The sequence below is a fragment of the Geodermatophilus sp. DSM 45219 genome, assembly GCF_900104025.1.
Classification (GTDB): Bacteria; Actinomycetota; Actinomycetes; order Mycobacteriales; family Geodermatophilaceae; genus Geodermatophilus.
In genome coordinates, this window is the sequence record NZ_FNIQ01000003.1 from 592,556 (window position 1) to 612,869 (window position 20,314).

The 20,314-nt window shown below is 74.8% G+C and carries 19 protein-coding genes; 11 read left to right on the forward strand and 8 right to left on the reverse strand.

Features of this window, described 5'->3' with window-relative positions; all coding sequences use genetic code 11:
- The first annotated feature begins 99 nt into the window (after window positions 1-99).
- From trxA to BLR12_RS11880, 4 genes are all read left to right on the forward strand, one after another.
- Window positions 100-426, forward strand: coding sequence for a thioredoxin (gene trxA, locus BLR12_RS11865; RefSeq protein ID WP_091377924.1), 327 nt, complete (start codon window positions 100-102; stop codon window positions 424-426).
- Between the two features lie 170 nt (window positions 427-596).
- The gene (locus BLR12_RS11870; protein WP_218120633.1) at window positions 597-1,748 is read left to right on the forward strand and encodes an N-acetylmuramoyl-L-alanine amidase; all 1,152 of its coding nucleotides are present in this window, start codon (window positions 597-599) and stop codon (window positions 1,746-1,748) included.
- Between the two features lie 192 nt (window positions 1,749-1,940).
- Window positions 1,941-3,323 (forward strand): aminotransferase-like domain-containing protein, encoded by a 1,383-nt coding sequence (locus BLR12_RS11875; RefSeq protein ID WP_255363443.1) that lies wholly within the window; start codon window positions 1,941-1,943, stop codon window positions 3,321-3,323.
- The gene (locus tag BLR12_RS11880; protein WP_091377933.1) at window positions 3,320-4,312 is read left to right on the forward strand and encodes a D-alanine--D-alanine ligase family protein; all 993 of its coding nucleotides are present in this window, start codon (window positions 3,320-3,322) and stop codon (window positions 4,310-4,312) included. The genes BLR12_RS11875 and BLR12_RS11880 overlap by 4 nt, the downstream gene beginning before the upstream one ends.
- A gap of 53 nt (window positions 4,313-4,365) precedes the next feature.
- Here the strand turns inward: BLR12_RS11880 and BLR12_RS11885 are convergent, their stop codons facing one another.
- The 8 genes from BLR12_RS11885 to rpmH all read right to left on the reverse strand — a co-directional run bounded on the left by BLR12_RS11885 (window position 4,366) and on the right by rpmH (window position 9,989).
- Window positions 4,366-5,400 (reverse strand): ParB/RepB/Spo0J family partition protein, encoded by a 1,035-nt coding sequence (locus BLR12_RS11885; RefSeq protein ID WP_091377937.1) that lies wholly within the window; start codon window positions 5,398-5,400, stop codon window positions 4,366-4,368.
- Window positions 5,397-6,476: a ParA family protein gene (locus BLR12_RS11890; protein WP_091377939.1), complete on the reverse strand. Its 1,080-nt coding sequence runs from the start codon at window positions 6,474-6,476 to the stop codon at window positions 5,397-5,399. Before BLR12_RS11890 ends, BLR12_RS11885 begins: the two co-directional genes overlap by 4 nt.
- Window positions 6,477-6,539: 63 nt before the next feature.
- A complete protein-coding gene (rsmG, locus tag BLR12_RS11895) occupies window positions 6,540-7,211 on the reverse strand; it encodes a 16S rRNA (guanine(527)-N(7))-methyltransferase RsmG (protein WP_091378534.1) in 672 nt (223 codons plus the stop codon).
- A gap of 74 nt (window positions 7,212-7,285) precedes the next feature.
- Entirely contained in the window at window positions 7,286-7,930 is a 645-nt protein-coding gene (locus BLR12_RS11900) for a Jag family protein (RefSeq protein ID WP_091377942.1), read from the reverse strand.
- A gap of 87 nt (window positions 7,931-8,017) precedes the next feature.
- The gene (gene yidC / locus BLR12_RS11905) at window positions 8,018-9,133 is read right to left on the reverse strand and encodes a membrane protein insertase YidC (protein ID WP_091377945.1); all 1,116 of its coding nucleotides are present in this window, start codon (window positions 9,131-9,133) and stop codon (window positions 8,018-8,020) included.
- Window positions 9,126-9,476 (reverse strand): membrane protein insertion efficiency factor YidD, encoded by a 351-nt coding sequence (gene yidD, locus BLR12_RS11910; protein ID WP_091377948.1) that lies wholly within the window; start codon window positions 9,474-9,476, stop codon window positions 9,126-9,128. The genes yidC and yidD overlap by 8 nt, the downstream gene beginning before the upstream one ends.
- Window positions 9,473-9,850 carry a ribonuclease P protein component gene (rnpA, locus tag BLR12_RS11915; RefSeq protein ID WP_091377951.1) on the reverse strand — a complete coding sequence of 126 codons (378 nt, stop codon included), beginning with the start codon at window positions 9,848-9,850 and terminating at the stop codon, window positions 9,473-9,475. Before rnpA ends, yidD begins: the two co-directional genes overlap by 4 nt.
- 1 nt (window position 9,851) lies before the next feature.
- Entirely contained in the window at window positions 9,852-9,989 is a 138-nt protein-coding gene (gene rpmH / locus BLR12_RS11920; RefSeq protein WP_089305879.1) for a 50S ribosomal protein L34, read from the reverse strand.
- A 593-nt stretch (window positions 9,990-10,582) separates the two neighbouring features.
- Between rpmH and dnaA the strand changes: the two genes are divergently transcribed.
- From dnaA to BLR12_RS11955, 7 genes are all read left to right on the forward strand, one after another.
- The gene (dnaA, locus tag BLR12_RS11925; RefSeq protein ID WP_091377952.1) at window positions 10,583-12,343 is read left to right on the forward strand and encodes a chromosomal replication initiator protein DnaA; all 1,761 of its coding nucleotides are present in this window, start codon (window positions 10,583-10,585) and stop codon (window positions 12,341-12,343) included.
- A 962-nt stretch (window positions 12,344-13,305) separates the two neighbouring features.
- A complete protein-coding gene (dnaN, locus tag BLR12_RS11930) occupies window positions 13,306-14,466 on the forward strand; it encodes a DNA polymerase III subunit beta (protein ID WP_091378537.1) in 1,161 nt (386 codons plus the stop codon).
- A gap of 192 nt (window positions 14,467-14,658) precedes the next feature.
- Complete coding sequence (gnd, locus tag BLR12_RS11935) at window positions 14,659-15,591, forward strand: phosphogluconate dehydrogenase (NAD(+)-dependent, decarboxylating) (protein ID WP_091377955.1); 933 nt, start codon at window positions 14,659-14,661, stop codon at window positions 15,589-15,591.
- Between the two features lie 174 nt (window positions 15,592-15,765).
- Entirely contained in the window at window positions 15,766-16,953 is a 1,188-nt protein-coding gene (recF, locus tag BLR12_RS11940; protein ID WP_091377958.1) for a DNA replication/repair protein RecF, read from the forward strand.
- On the forward strand, window positions 16,950-17,450 hold the full coding sequence (locus BLR12_RS11945) for a DciA family protein (RefSeq protein WP_091377961.1): 501 nt from the start codon (window positions 16,950-16,952) through the stop codon (window positions 17,448-17,450). Before recF ends, BLR12_RS11945 begins: the two co-directional genes overlap by 4 nt.
- Before the next feature lie 43 nt (window positions 17,451-17,493).
- Window positions 17,494-18,465 carry a hypothetical protein gene (locus BLR12_RS11950; protein ID WP_091377963.1) on the forward strand — a complete coding sequence of 324 codons (972 nt, stop codon included), beginning with the start codon at window positions 17,494-17,496 and terminating at the stop codon, window positions 18,463-18,465.
- Window positions 18,466-18,488: 23 nt separating this feature from the next.
- Window positions 18,489-20,255 carry an ABC transporter ATP-binding protein gene (locus BLR12_RS11955; protein WP_091377966.1) on the forward strand — a complete coding sequence of 589 codons (1,767 nt, stop codon included), beginning with the start codon at window positions 18,489-18,491 and terminating at the stop codon, window positions 20,253-20,255.
- Window positions 20,256-20,314: the final 59 nt, after the last annotated feature.

Sequence of the window (20,314 nt, forward strand, 5' to 3'; positions counted from 1 at the left end):
ACGGGCATACACCGCCCACCCGGCGGGTTGTCCCCTGACAGACCCACCCGGCCGGAGCCGCTGCGCTCCGACCGTCCACGGACCACGAGGAGAACGACCATGGCAGGCAACACCGTGACGGTCACCGACGCGACCTTCGCCGACGACGTGCTGGGCAGCGACAAGCCCGTGCTCGTCGACTTCTGGGCCGAGTGGTGCGGACCGTGCAAGATGGTCGCCCCGGTCCTCGAGGAGATCGCCTCCGAGCACGCCGACAAGCTGACGATCGCCAAGCTCAACATCGACGAGAACCCGCAGATCGCCCGCGACTACCAGGTCATGTCGATCCCGACCATGACGGTGTTCCAGGGCGGCAAGCCGGTGAAGAGCATCATCGGCGCCAAGCCGAAGGGCGCGATCCTCTCGGACCTCGCCGACTACCTCTAAGGAGAAGGACCACCCTCCTCCCCACGCCTCGCAGGCTCGGCGCGGGCCCCTGGAGGGTGGCCGTTCCAGCACGTCGCCCGGGGCCTCCCCCGCCACTGCGGGGGAGGCCCTCGCGCGTCTGCGGCCCCTCGCCGGGCCGGGACGGCGCCCGGGGACCACAATCGGTGCCGATGGGAACCGACAGCCACATGCAGCCCCTGGGCCGGGGGGACCGTGGCCCCGCCGTGGCCGACGTGCACGCCGCCCTGCGCGCCCTCACGCTGCTGCCGTCAGCGGGCGCCGCCGAGGAGGCGTCGCTGGACCAGGCGGTGTACGACCCGGCCACCGAGCTCGCCGTCCGCCACTTCCAGCAGGTGCGCGGGCTGACCGTCGACGGCCGCGTCGGTGAGGAGACCTACCGCGCGCTGTCGGAGGCCCGCTGGTCGTTGGGGGACCGGCTGCTGCACCACGACCCGGTCCGCCCCATGCGCGGGGACGACGTCACCAACCTGCAGGACCGGCTGCACGAGCTCGGCTACGACGCCGGCCCGGTCGACGGCGTCTTCGGTCCCGAGACCGAGAGCGGCCTGCGGGCGTTCCAGCGCGACTACGGCCTGACCTCCGACGGCACCTGCGGGCCGGCCACCCTGCGGGCGCTGCGCCAGCTGGGCCGCAAGGTCACCGGCGGGCGGCCGCAGCTGCTGCGGCAGAGCGCCAGCTTCGTGGAGAGCGGCCCGCACCTGATCGGCCGGCGGATCGTCGTCGACCCCGGCCACGGCGGCCCCGACACCGGCTTCGCCGCCGGCGAGACCACCGAGGCCGACCTGGTGCTCGACCTCGCCTCGCGCATCGAGGGCCGGCTGGCCGCCGCCGGCGCCACCGTCTACCTCACCCGCGGCCGCGACCAGGACCCCACCCCGGCGGAGCGGACGGCGTTCGCCAACGACGCCCGGGCCGACCTCTTCCTCTCCCTGCACACCGACGCGCACAGCTCCGAGCACGCCCGCGGGGTGGCCAGCTACTACTACGGCACCGGCTCGGGCGCCTCCTCCACCGTCGGCGAGCAGTTCGCGAACCTGGTCCGCCGCGAGGTCGTCGTCCGCACCGGCCTGCTCGACCTGGGCTCGCACCCGAAGACCTGGGACCTGCTGCGGATGTCCCGGATGCCCGCCGTCCGCATGGACGTCGGCTACCTGTCCCACCCGGTGGACCGGCTGCTGCTGCTCGACGCCCGGCTGCGCAGCACCGTCGCCAGCGCCGTCCTGGCCGCCGTCCAGCGGCTGTTCCTCCCGGCCGAGGCCGACCCGCCCACCGGCACCTTCGTGCTGCCCGCGAAGCGGTGACACCGTCGGCCTACCGGCCGACACCGCGGCCAGGTGCCCGGAAGGACCTCGGTGCCCCCCACGCCTCGCACGCTCAGGCGGAGGGCCCCTGCACCGACGCCGATCGGCGTGCCTCGTGTCCCCGCCGGACCCTTCCGTCACAGTGGCCGTGTCCGCGACAGGCCGGTGACGGCCGGTACCTACACTCGTGACGTGGCCGATCTCCCGCCCGGGACGCCCCCGGGACCCGGTGTGCACCACCCTGCGCCGCGCCACCCGCGGCTGGACCCGCTGGCGGACCGGTACGCAGCACGCACGCACGGGATGAAGACCTCGGAGATCCGCGCGCTGTTCTCCGTCGTCAGCCGGCCCGAGGTCGTCTCGCTGGCCGGCGGCATGCCGGCGGTCACGGCGCTGCCGCTGGACGCGGTCGGCTCGATGATCGGCGAGCTGGTGTCCGGGATGGGCGCCCAGACGCTGCAGTACGGCTCCGGCCAGGGTGACCCCCGGCTGCGCGAGCGCATCTGCGACGTCATGGCGCTGGAGGGCATCACCGACGCCTCGCCCAGCGAGGTCGTCGTCACCGTCGGCTCCCAGCAGGGCCTGGACCTGGTCACCCGGGTCTTCGTCGACCCGGGGGACGTCGTCCTCGCCGAGGGCCCCTCCTACGTCGGCGCGCTCGGGGTCTTCCAGGCCGCCGAGGCGCGCGTGAAGCACGTCCCGATGGACGACGACGGGCTGATCCCGGAGGCGCTGGAGCAGGCCCTCATCGAGTGCCGGGCCGCCGGCGACCGGGTGAAGTTCCTCTACACCGTGCCGAACTACCACAACCCGGCCGGCGTGACGCTGTCCGAGCCGCGGCGCCAGGCGGTCGTGGAGATCGCCGAGCGCTACGACCTGCTGGTCATCGAGGACAACCCCTACGGCCTGCTCGGCTTCGACCGCGAGCCGATGCGCGCGCTGCGTGCCCGCGACGACCGCCGGGTCATCTACCTGGGCTCGTTCTCCAAGACGTTCTCGCCCGGCCTGCGGGTGGGCTGGGTGCTCGCGCCGCTCGCCGTCCGGGAGAAGCTGGTGCTGGCCACCGAGGCGCAGGTGCTCTGCCCGCCGTCGCTGACCCAGTACGCCGTCGCCCGGTACCTGGACACCCAGCCCTGGCGCGAGCAGGTCAAGCACTTCGTCGAGCTGTACCGCGAGCGGCGCGACGCCACCCTGGAGTCGCTCGAGGCCCTCATGCCCCCGGGCACCACCTGGACCCGGCCGGACGGCGGCTTCTACGTGTGGCTGAAGCTGCCGCACGGCCTGGACGCCAAGCTCATGCAGCCCCGCGCGGTCAACGCGCACGTGGCCTACGTGCCGGGCATCGGCTTCTACGCCGACGGGTCGGGCCGGGAGTTCATGCGGCTGTCCTACTGCTACCCGGAACCGGACCAGATCCGCGAGGGGGTGCGCCGGCTGGCCCGCGTCATCGAGGCCGAGCTGGACCTGCACTCCACCTTCGACGGCGTGGACACCGGCACCTTCCGCGCCGTGTCCGGCACCCAGCCGGGCATCGTCGGCCCGGCCAACAGCGACCGATACGAGGACCGGGCATGAGCGACCCCGCCCCCGCAGCCGCCGCCGAGGCCGGGGCACCGGCCCACCTGCGCACCGTCGTCCTCGCCGGCGGGCTGAACGTCGAGCGGGAGGTCAGCCTCTCCTCCGGCACCCAGGTGGCCGAGGAGCTGGCCCGCGCCGGCGTGGAGGCCGAGCTGCGGGACGCCGACGCCGAGCTGCTGCCGGGCCTCGCGGCCGCTCCCGCCGACGCGGTGTTCATCGCCCTGCACGGCGCCACCGGTGAGGACGGCGCGCTGCGGGCGGTGCTGGACCTGGCCGGCGTCCCCTACGTCGGCTCCCCGGCCGCGGCCTGCCGGCTGGCCTGGGACAAGCCGGCCGCGAAGTCCGTCGTCCGCTCGGCCGGGGCGACCACGCCGGACTGGGTGGCGCTGCCGCACAGCACCTTCCGCGAGCTGGGCGCCGGTGCGGTGCTCGACCTCATCGTCGCCCGGCTCGGGCTGCCGCTCATGGTCAAGCCGGCCTCGGGCGGCTCCGCGCTGGGCGTGCAGAAGGTCAGCCGGGTGGAGGACCTGCCCGCCGCGATGGTCAGCTGCTTCGCCTACGGCGACACGGTGATGGTGGAGCGCTACGTAGACGGCGTGGAGCTGGCGCTCTCGGTGGTCGACCTCGGGGACGGGCCCGAGGCGCTGCCCGCGGTCGAGATCGCCCCCGAGTCCGGCGTCTTCGACTACACCGCCCGCTACACCCCCGGACTGACCGAGTACCACGTCCCGGCCCGGGTGTCGGGCGAGGTGGCGGCACGCGCGGCGGAGCTGGCGGTCCTCGTGCACCGCGCGCTCGGCCTGGCCGACCTGTCCCGCACCGACGCGATCGTCACCCCGGACGGCGAGGTGCACTTCCTCGAGGTGAACGTCTCGCCGGGGCTGACCCAGACGTCGATGTTCCCCATGGCGGTCGAGGCGGCCGGCTCCTCGCTGGGCGACGTCCTCGCCCGGCTGCTGACCCGGCGGGCCTCCGCCGACCGATGACGGAGACACCGGGGCCGGTTTCGTCCTGTGACGGAACCGGCCCCGGTGTCTGATCACTCCTCGGGACGGCGTCCGGTGACGTCCGGGGCCATCTGGCCGATGATGCGCTGCAGGTCGTCGACCGAGCCGAACTCGACGACGATGCGGCCCTTCGCCCGGCCGATCTGGATCTTCACCTTGGTCTCGAAGGCGTCCGACAGCCGGCCGGCGAGGTCCTCGACCCCCGGGGCGGTGAACCGCCGCGGCCGGCGCTTGGCCGTCGGCTCCTCGGCCACCGCGAGCGCGACCGCCTCCTCGGTGGCCCGCACCGACATGCCCTCGGCGACGATGCGCGCGGCGAGGACCTCCTGCTTCTCGGCGTCGGGCAGGCCGAGCAACGCCCGAGCGTGACCGGCGGAGATGACCCCGGCGGCCACGCGGGTCTGCACCTTCACCGGCAGCTTGAGCAGCCGGATGGTGTTGGTGACCTGCGAGCGGCTGCGCCCGATCCGGAACGCCAGCTCCTCGTGGGTGGCGCCGAACTCCTCCAGCAGCTGCTGGTAGGCCGCCGCCTCCTCCAGCGGGTTGAGCTGGACGCGGTGGATGTTCTCCAGCAGGGCGTCACGCAGCAGGGCGTCGTCCGTGGTGTCCCGGATGATCGCCGGGACGTACTTGAGGTCGGCGGAGCGGGCGGCGCGCAGCCGGCGCTCGCCCATGATGAGCTCGTAGCCGCCTTCCGTGCGCTCGCGCACGACGATCGGCTGCAGCAGGCCGAACTCGCGCACCGAGTGGGTGAGCTCCTCCAGCGCCTCGTCGTCGAAGACCTGGCGGGGCTGCCTGGGGTTGGGCACGACGTCGACCACCGCGACCTCGCGCAGCTGCGCGCCGGGGACGCCGACGGCCGCCTCGGCCTGCGCGGCGACCGTCGCCGCGGCCTGGGCGGCCGGTGGGAGCAGGTGGACCGGGGGAGCGGGCGGCGAGGCGTCCGCTTCGACGCCCTGGGCTGCGGGTCCGCCCTCAACGTCGGGCTGGACGGGTTGCTCGTCCACCGGCGCGCTCGTGGGGATCAGCGCCGCCAGGCCCCGGCCCAGACCGCCACGCTTGCTCATGCCTTGTTCTCCTCGGAGGCCGGGGGGACGGGGACGGTCGCCGCGTCGGTGTCGGGGAACGCCGCACCCACGGGGGCGGCGACGGGCGCGCCGGGGGAGGGGCGCGCGGGCAGCGGCGGCAGGGCGGCGCCGCGGTGGGCCAGCTCGCGGGCGGCCTCGACGTAGCTGGTGGAGCCACGGGAGCCCGGGTCGTAGGTGACCACCGACTGGCCGTAGCCCGGGGCTTCCGAGACTCGCACGTTCCGTGGGATCACCGCGTCCAGCACCAGGCTGCCGAAGTGGTTGCGCACCTCGTCGGCCACCTGGTCGGCCAGCTTGGTCCGGCCGTCGTACATCGTCAGCAGGATGGTCCGGACGGCGATCCCCGGGTTGAGGTGCCGGCGGACCAGGTCGATGTTGTTGAGCAACTGCCCCAGGCCCTCGAGCGCGTAGTACTCGCACTGGATGGGGATGAGCACCTCGTCCCCGGCCACCAGGGCGTTGAGCGTGAGCAGGCCCAGGGACGGCGGGCAGTCGATGAGCACGTACTGCGGGCGCTGCTCCGGCGGGAGCGACTGCAGGTGGGTCTCGATCGCGCGGCGCAGCCGGTACTCGCGGGCCACGACGGAGACGAGTTCGATCTCCGCACCGGCCAGGTCGATCGTCGCCGGCACGCAGGTCAGCAGCGGGGAGGCCGTGGTCGGGTGGACGACGTCGGCGAGCGAGCTGTCGCCGACGAGGGCGTCGTAGACCGACGGAGTCCCCACCGTGTGCTCCACGCCGAGGGCGGTGCTGGTGTTCCCCTGCGGATCGAGGTCGATGACCAGCGTCCGCAACCCGTACAGCGCCAGGGCGACGCCCAGGTTCACCGAGGAGGTGGTCTTGCCGACGCCGCCCTTCTGGTTGGCGATCGTGATGACCCGGATCCGGCCCGGCGCCGGGAACGGCTCCTGGTCGGCCGCGTGCAGCACCTTGGTGGCCCGCAGGGCCTCCATGGCGATGGGGCTGTCGAACTCGGCCATGCCGGTGACCGAGGCGGTGCCGGCCGACTGGTCGGCCGCGAGGCTGCTGCGCAGCCGCTGGCCCGGGTCGGTCATCTCAGGTCCTCCCTAGCGGCCCGTTCCACGTGGAACACGGCCGCGTTCCACGTGGAACGCGCGTCATCGCGGTCCACGCGTCATGACGACAACGGTAGTGGCAGCGTCCCCCAGCTCCGCGCCGACAGCCCGGGCGTGCACGTCGCGCATCCCGGCCGCCTCGAGCTCGGGGACCAGCGACGGCAGCTCCGCGACCGCGCGCGAGCCGACGAGGGCCACCAGCTGGGCTCCCGGGCGCAGCAGGCCGCGGCACCAGGACACCAGCCGGGGGAGCGCCGCGACGGCACGCGCCGTGACGACGTCCACCGGCCCGACCGCCGACTGCACCGAGCGCTCCTCGGCGCGGCCGCGGACCACCCGCCACGGCGCGCCCAGCTCGGCGACGACCTCCTCGAGGAACTCCACCCGGCGGGCCATCGGCTCGACGAGGGTGAGGCGGAGATCCGGGCGGGCCAGCGCCAGCGGGATGCCCGGCAGGCCCGCGCCGCTCCCGACGTCCACCACCCGGGCGTCCCGGGGGACGGCGTCGGCGACGGCCGCGCTGTTGAGGACGTGCCGCTCCCACAGCCGGGGGACCTCCCGCGGGCCGATCAGCCCGCGGGTGACGCCGTCGGTGGCCAGCCGGGCGACGTAGCGCTCGGCGTCGGCGAGGCCCGCCCCGAACACCGACCGGGCCGCCTCCGGGGCGGGTGGGACGGATGGGGCGCCCGGGTCGGGCGTGACCGCGTCGCTCACGCCGGGTGCCTCGCCGGCGCCCGTCGTCCGGGTCCGCGGCGCTGCTGTGCCCTCGGGTGAGCCCGCCAGCTCGCTCACCTCTCCGGCAGCACCACGACGCGGCGGTTGGGCTCCTCGCCCTCGGACTCGCTGCGCACACCCTCGACCCCGGCGATGACGTCGTGCACGACCTTGCGCTCGAAGGGGTTCATGGCCGTCAGCCGCTCGGGCTGCCGGCTCGCGGCCACCCGGCGGGCGGCCTCGCCGGCGAGCGAGGTGAGGTCGGCCCGGCGCCGCGCGCGAAACCCGCTGATGTCGAGCATCAGCCGGCTGCGGACGCCGGTGGACTGGGCGACGGCGAGCCGGGTGAGCTCCTGCAGCGCCTCCAGCACCGCCCCGTCGGGGCCCACCAGGTCGGACAGGTCACCGCCGACGATGGCCACCGAGGCGCGGTCACCCTCGACGTCGAGGTCGATGTCGCCGTCCACGTCGAGGATGTCGAGCAGCCGCTCGAGGTAGTCGCCGGCGACGTCGCCCTCGCGGACCAGCAGGTCGTCGGTGCCCGCGTCGCCGTCCTCGTCGGCCGGCTCCAGGGCGGCAACCGCGCCGTCGGCGTCGGGGTCGGGGAGGTCCGGCTGGGCCGGCTCGCCGGCGTCGTCCGGGACCGGGCTCAGGACCGCGCCGGAGGTGGCCTCACTGGTGGGGCCGGCCGGCTCGGTGGGGTGCTGCGGGGCGCTCATGGGGTCCTCCCAGTCGTGCGGGCGTCCGGGGTCGCCCCCGGTGGTCGGTGTCCGGCGCGAGCGTCCTGGGGACGCCGGCGCGCCGGGTCAGCGGCGCTTGCGCTTGCCGCGGTTGGCCGGGCCCTGGCTGCCGCGCCCGGCGCCGCCGCGCGGCTGCCCGTTCGCGGCGCGGGCCGCGGCCGTCTGACCGCCGGCCGCCGTCGCCCCGGTGGGGCTGGTCCCGGCGGTGCTCGCCTCGGCGGTGCTGTCGCCGGTCGGGTCGGCGGGGTCGACGGTGGACGAAGGGGCGACGGTGCGACCGCTCTTCGGGCGGACCGGCTTGGCGCCGGGGCGGGGGGCCAGCGTCTTGGGGTCCACGGCCGGCTTGTCGGCGTCGGCCCCGTCCTTCGATGCCCTGGCCACCGCGGCGGGGGAGCCGGGCGGCGGCATCTTGCGCAGGATGAAGAACTGCTGCCCGAGCGTCCACAGGTTGTTGGTGAACCAGTAGAGGAGGACGCCGATCGGGAAGAGGAAGCCGGAGACGAACAGGCCGATCGGCATCACGTAGAGCAGCATCTTCTGCACCATCGCGGCCTGGCCCTCGACCGGGCCGGAGCGCCGCATGATCTGCTTCTGCGTGAAGTAGGTCGTCAGGCTCATGATCAGGATGAGCAGGAACGCGACGACCCGGATCTGGGTGGTGCTGGCGATCGCCTCGATCGCGACGGCCTTGGGCCCGCTCATGAAGAACGACGACGAGATCGGCGCGCCGAAGAACGGCGCCCGCGCGGCCTCGTCGGTCAGCGCGTCGTCCCAGCTGTACAGGCCCTGGGCATCAGGCGCCAGCCGCCGCAGCACGTGGAAGAGCGACAGGAAGATCGGGATCTGCGGGAGGATCGGCAGGCAGCCCGCGAGCGGGCTGACGTTGCGCTCCTTCTGCAGCTTCTGCATCGCCAGGGCGAGGCCCTGCCGGTCGCTGCCGTACTGCTTGCGCAGCTTGGCGAGCTCCGGCTGCAGCTCCTGCATCGCCCGCTGCGACTTGACCTGCTTGACGAACAGCGGGAACAGGATGATCCGGACGGTGACCACCAGGAAGACGATCGACAGCGCCCAGGCCAGCCCCGACAGCCCGGTGCCGGCGGCGGGGTCGTCGAAGACCCGGTCCCACACCGAGTGCCACCATCCGAGCACCAGGGAGATGCCGGTGTACAGCCAGTCAAGCAAGGGAGGACTCCTCCTGCGGGGCCCGGCGGGGTGCCGACGGGACGGGTCGGTCGGTTCCGGGCGAGGACGTGCGGGCCGGTGGCACCAGGTCGAGTCCCCCAGGGTGCCAGGGGGCGCACTTCAGCAGCCGCCACAGCGCCAGCCCGCTGCCCCGGGCGGCCCCGTGCACGGCGATCGCCTCGGCGGCGTACGCGCTGCAGGTGGGCTGGAAGCGGCACCGCGGGGGGAACAGCGGGCTGACCGCCCGCTGGTAGAAGCCGACGGCGCCCAGCAGCGCACGCGCCACCGGACGCCGACCCCTCGACGGGACGGCCGGCTCGGTGGTGCCCGGGTCGCCGCTCACGGGGTGCGCACCCGCAGGAGGCGGTCCAGCCCGGCGGTGAGGTCACGCCGCAGGTCGGCCGAGGTCGCCGTCCCCGCCTCCGGCCGGGCGCGGACCACCAGGTCCGCGGTCACCGGGAGGCGGTCCAGCTGGTCGAGGACCACGGCCCGCAGCCGTCGGGTGACGCGGTGGCGGACGACGGAGTTGCCCACGGCCTTGCCCACCACGAAGCCGGCCCGTGGACCACCCACCGTCCCGGGATCACCGGGGGTCGGGGTCACGGGCCGTTCGGGGAGGTAGTGGAGCACCATGGTCGGCCGTCCGGCACGCCTGCCGGACCGGACGACCGCGGTGAACTCCGGACGCCGGCGCAGGCGTGCCTGCGCGGGCAGCACCTCAGGCGGAGAGCTTCTCGCGACCCTTGCGCCGACGGCCGGCGATGATCGCCCGACCCGCGCGGGTGCGCATCCGCAGCCGGAAGCCGTGGGTCTTGGACCGGCGGCGGTTGTTCGGCTGGAACGTGCGCTTGCTCACGAGGTACTCCCACTACACGACATCGACGGTGGCGCGCCCACCGGCCAGCGGGCGCACGCGACAGGGACGGGTACACGGCGGGCGCCGGCTCCCCGTCCGCAGGAACTCCGCCCAGCATAGCCGAGGGAGCGCGGGGACCGGGTGCCCGGCTGGACGCCGACTGCCCATGGTCCCGCGACCGCGGGAGGGGCCGCGACCGGCGCGCCGGCCCCGACCGGCGACACGCCCGCGGGACGCGCCGTCCGACGTCCCCGGTCTCGTTGCCGGGCTGTGGACGGGGCTGTTAGCGTCGCCGTCGCCCCACTCCGGACACCGACGTCCGGCGCGGGGCCGCCCCGCTGGTGTCGACCGACCACCACGCCCCCCGGAGAACCGCGACGACTCGCCTCTGACCTGCGGCGACGCTCCCGCCTGGCCCGTACGTCCGGGTCGGGTGCGATCCTGTCGCCGACCGTGCACAGCCTGTGGACACCGGTGTGGACACCGTGTGGCCGGATGTCCACAGCGAGGGACCGGCCGGGGGACGACGGACCCGGCGGCGAGCGGCCGCGGCGAGGGCCGACCACACACGGGGATCTGGGAGGACGAGGGCCATGGCCGATGCCACGGTGGACCTGGCGACGGTCTGGGACCAGATCCGCGAGCGGCTGGCCACGAGCCTGTCCCCGCAGCAGAACGCGATGCTCAACCTCACCCGCCCGGTCGGGGTGTTCGAGGACACCGCGGTGCTGTCCGCCCCCAACGAGTTCACCCAGACCGTGCTGGAGTCCCGGATGCGCCGGGTGCTGGCCGAGGCGCTGTCCGAGCACCTCGGCCGCGACATCCGCGTCGCCGTCCAGGTCGAGGACACCCCGGCCGCGCCGCCCGCCGCACCCGCCCCCGCGGCACCGACCCGCCGTCCGTGGTCGGCCGTCGAGGCGCAGCGCGCCGAGGAGGACCGCGAGACCCGGGACCGCGCCGACGACGGGCGCAGCGCGTTCGGCGTGCGCGCCGACGTCCGGCCGGCCTGGGAGGACGCCGACGCCGGCGCGCCCGAGTCGCGTCCGGCGGAGCGGGACACCGAGGAGTGGTCCCCGACCGACTGGAGCCCACCGGCCCGGCGGAGCGGCCGCGGCACCCGCGCCGCCGAGCGCGACTGGGGCGGCACCGACCTCGACGAGGACGGCGTCGCCGTGCTCCCGTTCGACCTGGGCACCGGCGACGACGACGGTGCCCCCGAACGGCCCGCGCCGGCGTCCCGCGGTCGCCGGGGCGGCTCGCGCGGCGGGGACGCCGTCCCGCTGTTCGGCGGCGACCGGCGGGCGCCGTCGGGAGCGCAGGACCCGGGCCTGAACCCCAAGTACGTCTTCGACAGTTTCGTCATCGGCAACAGCAACCGGTTCGCCCACGCCGCGGCGGTCGCGGTCGCCGAGGCGCCGGCCCGCGCGTACAACCCGCTGTTCATCTACGGCGACTCCGGGCTGGGGAAGACCCACCTGCTGCACGCGATCGGGCACTACGCGGCGCGGATGTTCCCCAACGTGCGGGTGCGCTACGTGAGCACCGAGGAGTTCACCAACGAGTTCATCAACCTGGTGCACTCCGGCCGGGCCGAGGACTTCCGCCGCCGCTACCGCGACATCGACTTCCTGCTCATCGACGACATCCAGTTCCTGGAGCGCGCCGAGCGGACGCAGGAGGAGTTCTTCCACACCTTCAACACGCTGCACAACGCCAGCAAGCAGATCGTCATCACCTCCGACCGGGCGCCGAAGAAGCTCACGACGCTCGAGGACCGGCTGCGCACCCGCTTCGAGTGGGGCCTCATCACCGACGTCCAGGCGCCGGACCTGGAGACCCGCATCGCGATCCTGCGCAAGAAGGCCTACGGGGAGCGGCTGCAGGTGCCCGACCCGGTGCTGGAGTTCATCGCCAGCAAGGTCCAGACCAACATCCGCGAGCTGGAGGGCGCGCTCATCCGGGTGACCGCGTTCGCGTCGCTGAACAAGCAGCAGGTCGACCTGCCGCTGGCCGAGCTGGTGCTCAAGGACCTGATCAGCGACGAGCAGGGCCCGCAGATCACCGCGGCGATCATCATGGCCGCCACCGCCGAGTACTTCTCCGTGACGATGGAGGAGCTGCAGGGCGCCAACCGCAGCCGCACGCTGGTCAACGCCCGCCAGATCGCGATGTACCTGTGCCGGGAGCTCACCGAGCTGTCCCTGCCGCGGATCGGGGCCTCCTTCGGCGGCAAGGACCACACCACGGTCATGCACGCCGTCAAGAAGATCACCAACCTGATGAGCGAGCGGCGGGCCACGTACACCCAGGTCACCGAGCTCACCGCGAGGATCAAGAGCCGCGCGCGGCAGTAGTTCTGTCGTCCCACCGGACGACGCCGACTCCACGTGCCGTTCCCGACCGTCGTCGAGCCACCGGCGACGAGGGGCTTCCCGCCGCTGCCCTGGTCGCGGTGCGTCCCAGCACGCTGCTGTCTGCGCCCGATGTGGTGAGGGGCCATCCAGACGAGGGAACGGCACACGAGCCTGCGTCGCCTGGTCGTGGGCCGGAGGTCTCCCGACCGGGACACGGGCAGCGGCTCCGCGTCCCAGGAGGACGGCACCCGGCCGCGGTGTCGTCGGGAGGACGACGGTGTCGTCGGTGTTCCACGTGGAGCAGGGCGCCGTCCTGTCCACAGTCCCTGTGGGTCCGGGTGTGGGCGTCCTCCCCGCTCCGGGCGCGCTGTGCAGGTCACCCGTACCGGTGAACGCTGTCGACTCGTGGACGAGTTGTCCCCAGTGATGTGCACAGGCTGGGGAGATCTCTCGCCGGTCCCTCACCCGCCGTCATGGCGCGCCCGGTGAGACCACAGCTGGGCACAGCCCTGGGGATTGCCGGCGACGCCGCCCTGACCTGGGCTTTTCCCGGCGGCATCGCCGCCGCACGCTGCCCACCTGCAGCGACCCGGCCCGACCCTGGGTACGGACTGGGGACGGACGCTGGGGGAACCGGGGGACAGGGGGTGGAGGGACGGCGGCCGGTGTGCGTAACCGTCGATCTGTCCACGTGTCGACACAGGAGCGCCCCTGTCCACCCACAGTCGACCAACATGTCGACTCCTGCGCTGAGCTGCGCAAACGGCCCCGATCCCCAGCTTCCACACCAGTGATGACGAGGATGAGGGATGTAGACCGGGATTTCTCGAACCACATTCAGGGTGGGGAAGCTGCGCTGCGTGGGGCCGATCGAGCACAGCGGTTACCCCGATGTCCCCGGTAGGAGGCACGATGAGCACCGCAACAGAGGGACACCGACGACAGCTGGGGTGGATCAGGTCATGAAGTTCCGGGTGGCACGTGAGGTGCTCGCCGATGCCGTCGCGTGGACGGCGCGCAGCCTGCCGCCCCGGCCGTCGGTGCCGGTGCTGGCCGGGATCCTGCTCGAGGTCGACGGCAGCCAGCTGTCGGTGTCCGGCTTCGACTACGAGGTCTCCGCCCGCGCCGAGGTCGACGTCCAGGCGACCGAGAGCGGCCGCGTCCTGGTGCCCGGCCGGCTGCTCGCCGAGATCACCCGCGCGCTGCCCCCGCACCCGGTGGACCTCACCGCCGAGGGCCCGCGCCTGGCCATCTCGTGCGGCAACGCGCGGTTCAGCCTGCCGACGCTGCCGGTGGAGGACTACCCGTCCCTGCCGGCCATGCCGTCCTCGGCCGGTGTGGTCGACAGCGACGTCTTCGCCGAGGCCGTCGGCCAGGTGGCGGTGGCCGCCGGGCGCGACGACACCCTGCCGATGCTGACCGGCGTCCGGCTGGAGATCGAGGACGACCTGGTCACCCTGGCGGCGACCGACCGCTACCGCCTCGCCGTCCGCGAGTTCGCCTGGCGCCCGGACACCCCGGGCCTGACCGCGGCGGTGCTGGTGCCCGCCCGCACGCTCGCCGACGCCGCGAAGACGCTGACCAGCGGCCCGGAGATCACCCTGTCGCTGTCCTCGGGCGGCTCCGGCGAGGGCATCCTGGGCCTGTCCGGCAAGGACCGGCAGACCACCACCCGGCTGCTGGACGCCGAGTTCGTCAAGTACCGCGCGATCATGCCCACCGAGTCGGCCGGCAACGCCACGCTCCCGGTCGGGCTGTTCACCGACGCGGCCAAGCGCGTCGCCCTGGTCGCCGAGCGGGGCACGCCGCTGCGCTGCGAGTTCACCCCCGGTCAGGTCACCCTGCGCGCCGGTGGCACCGACGACGAGGGCCAGGCCGAGGAGCGCTGCGACGTCGAGTTCGAGGGCGATCCGCTCACCATCGGCTTCAACCCGACGTTCCTGCTGGACGGGCTGGCCGCCGTCCACACCCCGCGGGCCCGGATGGACTTCACCAGCCCGCTCAAGCCCGCCGTCCTCTCCGGGGTGCCGGAGCCGGCGGCCGACGACGACGGGGCGTCCCGCCCGGCCGAGCGCCCGGGCAGCTACCGGTACCTGATCATGCCGGTGCGACTGCCGGGCTGATCGGAGGACCACATCGCCCCGTCCCTCGCACGATCGGGACGGGGCCGGCGGGACCCTGGACGGTGGCCGTTGCAGAGGCTCGCCGCGCGGGCCCGTGCGGCAGCGCCGGGCCGGACCGAGCACGATGGGCGGCGGAGACGAGCCGGCCCCCGACGGGGTCCGGCCGGACACGTGCGAGGAGAGGACGGCGTCGTGCAGCTGGGGCTGATCGGGCTGGGCAAGATGGGCGGCAACATGGCCGAGCGGCTGCGCCGCGCGGGCCACGAGGTCGTCGGGTACGACCACAGCCCCGGGAAGCGGGACGTCGAGAGCCTCGAGGAGCTGGTCGACGCGCTGAGCGCACCGCGGGTCGTGTGGGTGATGGTGCCGGCGGGTGAGCCGACGCGTGCCACGGTCGAGGACCTCGCCGAGCTGCTCAGCGCCGGTGACGTGATCGTCGAGGGCGGCAACTCCAAGTACACCGACGACCAGATCCACGACGTGCTGTGCCGCGAGAAGGGCATCGGCTACATCGACGCCGGCGTCTCGGGCGGCGTGTGGGGGCTGGAGAACGGCTACGCGCTGATGGTCGGCGGCACCAAGGAGGACGTCGCCAAGGTGCAGCCGGTGTTCGACGCGCTCAAGCCGCCGTCGCCGAAGGACGAGTCGGGTCAGGAGCTGCCGGGCGCGGGCTTCGTGCACGCGGGACCGGTGGGCGCCGGGCACTTCAGCAAGATGGTCCACAACGGCATCGAGTACGCGATGATGCAGGCCTACGGCGAGGGCTACGAGCTGCTGGCCGCCGTCGACCTGATCGAGGACGTCCCCGGTGTGGTGAAGTCCTGGACGCAGGGCACCGTGATCCGCTCCTGGCTGCTGGACCTGCTGGTCCGCGCCCTGGACGAGGACCCGGAGCTCGACCGCATCCGCGGGTACGCGGAGGACTCCGGCGAGGGCCGCTGGACCGTCGAGCAGGCCATCGAGAACGCCGTCCCCATGCCGACGATCGCCGCGTCGCTGTTCGCCCGCTTCTCCTCCCGCCAGGAGGACTCGCCGACGATGAAGGCGGTCGCGGCGCTGCGCAACCAGTTCGGCGGGCACGCGGTGCAGGCCGTCCGCGAGCAGGAGGTCGAGCGCCCCGCATGACGAAGGACCACCCTTCCCCCCGGGAAGGACCTCCCTGCCCCCCACCGCTCGCGGGCTCGCGGCGGGCCCCTGCAGGAAGGCCGACCGAGGCTGGCGGCGGGACCCTGAAGGGCGGCCGTTCCAGCACCTCACCGCCGGGGGGCCGGTCCGGTACCGCACCGCGGGGACGCTGAGGTGTACCTGCGCCACCTGCAGCTGGGCTCCTTCCGCAACTGGGACCGGGTGGACCTGGCTCTGGGCCCGGGTCCGACGGTGTTCGTCGGCCGCAACGGCGAGGGCAAGACCAACCTGGTCGAGGCGGTCGGCTACCTGGCCACGATGGGCAGCCACCGCGTCTCCGCCGACGCCCCGCTGGTCCGGCAGGGCGCGGCCCAGGCGGTCGTCCGCGCGGCGCTGCGCCGTGAGGACCGCGAGCTCCTGGTCGAGGTCGAGATCAACCCGGGGCGGGCCAACCGCGTCCGGGTGAACCGGGCGCCGCTGCAGCGGCCCCGCGAGCTGCTCGGGCTGGTGAAGTCCGTGCTGTTCGCGCCCGAGGACCTGGTGCTGGTCCGCGGCGACCCCGGGGAGCGACGGCGCTTCCTCGACGACCTGCTGGTCAGCCGAACGCCGCGGCTGGCCGGGGTCCGCAGCGACTACGACCGGGTGCTCAAGCAGCGCAACGCCCTGCTCAAGACCGCCCGGATGGCCCGCGGCGACGCGCTGGCCACCCTCGACGTCTGGGACGGCCACCTGGTCGACCTCGGCGGGCAGCTGCTGGCCGCGCGGCTGCGGCTGGTCGCCGACCTCGCCCCGCACGTCGCCGGTGCCTACGCCGGGGTCGCCGGCAGCGACGCCGCCGTCGCGGCGCTGGGCTACGCCAGCACCGTGCCGCTGGCCGGGGACGGCACGCCGATCGGCGAGGGGACGGCGCTGCCGGGTGCCGGCGAGCTGTCGGCGGCGCTGCGCGAGCGGGTGGCCGAGCGCCGCGGCGACGAGGTCGACCGGGGCATGACGCTGGTCGGCCCGCACCGCGACGACCTGGTGATCTCGCTGGGGTCCATGCCGGCGAAGGGGTTCGCCAGCCACGGGGAGTCCTGGTCGCTGGCGCTGGCCCTGAAGCTCGGTTGCTTCGCGCTGCTGCGGGCGGACGGCGACGAGCCGATCCTGGTGCTCGACGACGTCTTCGCCACCCTGGACGCCGAGCGCCGCGCGGCGCTGGCCGCCGTGGCCCGCTCGGCCGAGCAGGCGCTGGTGACCGCCGCGGTGCTCGACGACGTGCCGGCCGAGCTGCGCGGCACGGTCGTGCAGGTCGCCGGCGGGCAGGCGGTACCGCTCGACCCGGCGACCGCCGAGGATGGGACCGTGCGCGAGGAGGTGACGTGACCGAGGAGAGACCGGCGCGGCCGAGCGACATCGCCCGCGCGGCACTCGAGGCCGCCCGCGCGGCCTCGGCGTCCCGGCCCCGTCCCACCCGGCGGCGGATCGCCGGCCCGAAGCGCACGTGGAGCGGGCCGCGCCCCGGGGACGACGACCCGCAGCCACTGGCCCGGCTGGTCGACTCCCTGGTGAAGACCCAGGACTGGACCGAGCACACCAAGGTCGGCGCCGTCTTCGGCCGCTGGTCGGCGCTCGTCGGACCCGAGATCGCCGCGCACTGCGCCCCGCAGACCCTCACGGAGGGCGAGCTGCTGGTCGTCGCGGAGTCCACCGCGTGGGCCACCCAGCTGCGGCTGCTGGCCCCGACGATCCTCGCCAAGCTGCACGCCTCGGTCGGCGGGGACGTCGTGACCCGGCTGCGCGTTGTCGGACCGACGGCCCCGAGCTGGAAGAAGGGCCCCCGCTCGGTCCGCGGCCGCGGACCCCGGGACACGTACGGATAGGAGCGCCCGCCGGGTGCGGGCGCTCCGGGAGGACGATGCAGCCATGAGCAGCCCGCGCGACCGAGACGGCTTCGGCGACCGGCCCGACGAGGGCAGCGGCTGGCGCGAGCCCGGCCACCTCGGCGGTGACGGCGACCGGTCCGGCGGGGCGCAGCCGCCCGCGGAGCAGCCACCGGCCGAGCAGCCGCCCGCCGAGCAGCCGCCCGCCGACCGCCCGGGCGAGAGCGCCGGCGGCGCCGGTGGCAGCAGTGCCTGGCAGCCGCCGGGCTGGGACCTCCCGCCTGCCTCGCCCGACCGCCCGGCCGAGCAGCCGGCCGCGGGGCCGCAGACCGCGGCGGAGCAGCCCGCGCCCGGCGGCCTCTTCGGCGGCGGGCGTCCCCGCAGGCCCACCGACTTCGAGCAGGTGTTCGCCTACCAGGGCGACCCCGTCGGCGCGCAGGGCTGGGCGGTCCAGCAGGGCTGGGCGATCTCCGACGGCACCGCCCCGGAGGACGCCGTCCTCGCCGAGCTCGTGCGCACCGCGCCGGTCCGCGCGACCAGGGACCACCGGCCGGCCGGGGTGATGCGCGGCCGCTACGGCACGCTGGACCTGGTCGCCTTCGACGTCCTCTACGCCTCCGGGCGCTACGCGGTGCCGGAGTACGCGGTCACCGCCGCCCCGGTGCTGGGCGCCCTGCCGCCGCTGCGGCTGTCGCCGGCCCGCTTCTGGAAGCACCGCACCGGCGGGCTGGTGCAGGTGCCCAGCGACGACCCGGCCTTCGACGCCCGCTGGGTGCTGCTCGCCGCCGAGGACGGTCCGGCCGCCCGGGCGCTGGTCGGCGACGCCGCGGTGCGCGGGCTGCTGCTGGGCACCGACGACGGCGACGAGTTCTGGACGGCGGCGGGGGCCGACGGGGGCGGGTTGGCGGGTGGCTACCTGGCGGCCATCCGTCCCGACGGGCACCGGCCGCAGCTGATCGAGCACCACGCCCGGCTGCTCACCGCGATCGTCAGCGCGCTCGCCCCCGCCCTCTGAGCCCGGCGTCGACCGGGACCGAGGTGAGCACCCCCGCGGAGGCCGCGCCTCCCGCGACCCTGCGGCAGCTGCTGCCCCTGGTCCGGCCGCACCGGCGTCCGCTGGCCGCGGCCGCCGTCCTCTCGCTGGTCGCGGCGGCCGGCGCGCTGGCCCAGCCGGCCCTGGTCGCCCGGGTCATCGAGGTCGTCGGTGCCGGCGGCGAGCTGCTGCCCGCCGTCGGCCTGCTGGTCGCCGTCCTGGTGGCGTCGTCCGCGCTGGGGGCGGTGCAGGAGTACCTGCTGCAGCGCACGGCCGAGGGCGTGGTGCTCTCCACCCGGCGGACGCTGGCCGACCGGCTGCTGCGGCTGCCGGTGGCCGAGTACGACCGGCGGCGGACCGGTGACCTGATGTCGCGGGTCGGCGCGGACACCACGCTGCTGCGCGCGACGGTGACCTCCGGGGTCGTCGAGGTCGCGGGCTCGGCGGTCGTGGCCGTGGGCGCGCTCGTGGCGATGGCCCTGGTCGACGGGTGGCTGCTGCTGGTCACCGTCGGCGCGGTCGCCGCGGGCCTCGCCGTCGTCGTCTCGGTCTCCCGCGGCGTGCAGCGGCTCTCCCGGCAGGCCCAGGAGGAGGTCGGCGCGATGACCGCGGCGGTGGAGCGGGCGCTGTCGGCGGTGCGCACCATCCGGGCCAGCGGTGCGACCGCCCGCGAGGTGGACGTCGTCGCGGCCAGCGCCGGGAGGGCGTACGAGGCCGGGGTGCGGGTGGCGCGCCTGGAGGCGCTGGTCAGCCCGGCGGGGTCGATCGCCGTGCAGGGCGCGTTCCTCGCCGTCCTGGGCCTGGGCGGCTACCGGGTGGCCACCGGCTCGATCGCCGTCGCCGACCTGGTCGCGTTCATCCTCTACCTGTTCCTGCTGGTCATGCCGCTGGGTCAGGCGATCGGCGCGTGGACCCAGCTGCAGAGCGGGCTCGGCGCGCTGGCCCGGGTGCAGGAGGTGCTCGCGCTCGAGCCGGAGGACGACGCCCGCCCGGAGCGGGGTGGGGCGGTCGTCGCCGTCCCCGCGTCCTCGCCGTCCCGGGAGGTGCCGCTGCTGGAGCTGGACGACGTCTCGTTCGCCTACCCGGACGGCACCGAGGTGCTGCGCGGGGTCTCCCTCGCCGTGCCGGCCGGCCACCGGGTGGCCCTGGTCGGGCCGTCGGGGGCGGGCAAGTCGACGGTGCTGGCGCTGGTCGAGGGCTTCTACCCGCTGACCGGCGGGGCGGTGCGGTGGGCCGGCACCGACGTCCGCGACCTGCCGCGGGCCGGGCTGCGCGCCCGGCTGGGCTACGTCGAGCAGGAGGCGCCGGTGCTCGCGGGCTCCGTGCGCGACAACCTGCTGCTGGCCGCGCCGCGCGCCACCGACCCCGAGCTGTGGGCGGTGCTGGCCGACGTCGGGCTGACCGACGTCGTGCAGCGCTCACCCCGCGGCCTCGACGTCCCGGTGGGGGACGACGGCGTGCTGCTGTCCGGCGGCGAGCGGCAGCGGCTGGCCATCGCCCGGTCGCTGCTGGCGCGCCCGGCACTGCTGCTGCTCGACGAGCCCACCGCCAGCCTGGACGCCCGCAACGAGGCGCTGCTGCGCGACACCCTGGCGGCCGCGGCCGCGCACCGGGCGCTGCTGGTGGTGGCCCACCGGCTGTCCACGGTGCTGGACAGCGACCGGATCGTGGTGCTCGACGGCGGCCGGGTCGTCGCCGCCGGCACCCACGAGGAGCTGGTGGAGACCAGCCCCCTCTACCGCGAGCTGGCCGCCGCCCAGCTGCTGGTGTGACGCCCGGTGATCAGCTGAGCTGATCCCACCGGCTCCTGGGTCACCACCGGTGGTGAGCC

What these genes read in the sequence shown, in the direction of transcription:
- trxA (WP_091377924.1), top strand. Translation starts at nt 100, where the DNA reads ATGGCAGGCAACACCGTGACGGTCACCGACGCGACCTTCGCCGACGAC.
- BLR12_RS11870 (WP_218120633.1), top strand. Translation starts at nt 597, where the DNA reads ATGGGAACCGACAGCCACATGCAGCCCCTGGGCCGGGGGGACCGTGGC.
- BLR12_RS11880 (WP_091377933.1), top strand. Translation starts at nt 3,320, where the DNA reads ATGAGCGACCCCGCCCCCGCAGCCGCCGCCGAGGCCGGGGCACCGGCC.
- BLR12_RS11885 (WP_091377937.1), bottom strand. Translation starts at nt 5,400, where the DNA reads ATGAGCAAGCGTGGCGGTCTGGGCCGGGGCCTGGCGGCGCTGATCCCC.
- BLR12_RS11890 (WP_091377939.1), bottom strand. Translation starts at nt 6,476, where the DNA reads ATGACCGACCCGGGCCAGCGGCTGCGCAGCAGCCTCGCGGCCGACCAG.
- BLR12_RS11900 (WP_091377942.1), bottom strand. Translation starts at nt 7,930, where the DNA reads ATGAGCGCCCCGCAGCACCCCACCGAGCCGGCCGGCCCCACCAGTGAG.
- dnaA (WP_091377952.1), top strand. Translation starts at nt 10,583, where the DNA reads ATGGCCGATGCCACGGTGGACCTGGCGACGGTCTGGGACCAGATCCGC.
- dnaN (WP_091378537.1), top strand. Translation starts at nt 13,306, where the DNA reads ATGAAGTTCCGGGTGGCACGTGAGGTGCTCGCCGATGCCGTCGCGTGG.
- BLR12_RS11950 (WP_091377963.1), top strand. Translation starts at nt 17,494, where the DNA reads ATGAGCAGCCCGCGCGACCGAGACGGCTTCGGCGACCGGCCCGACGAG.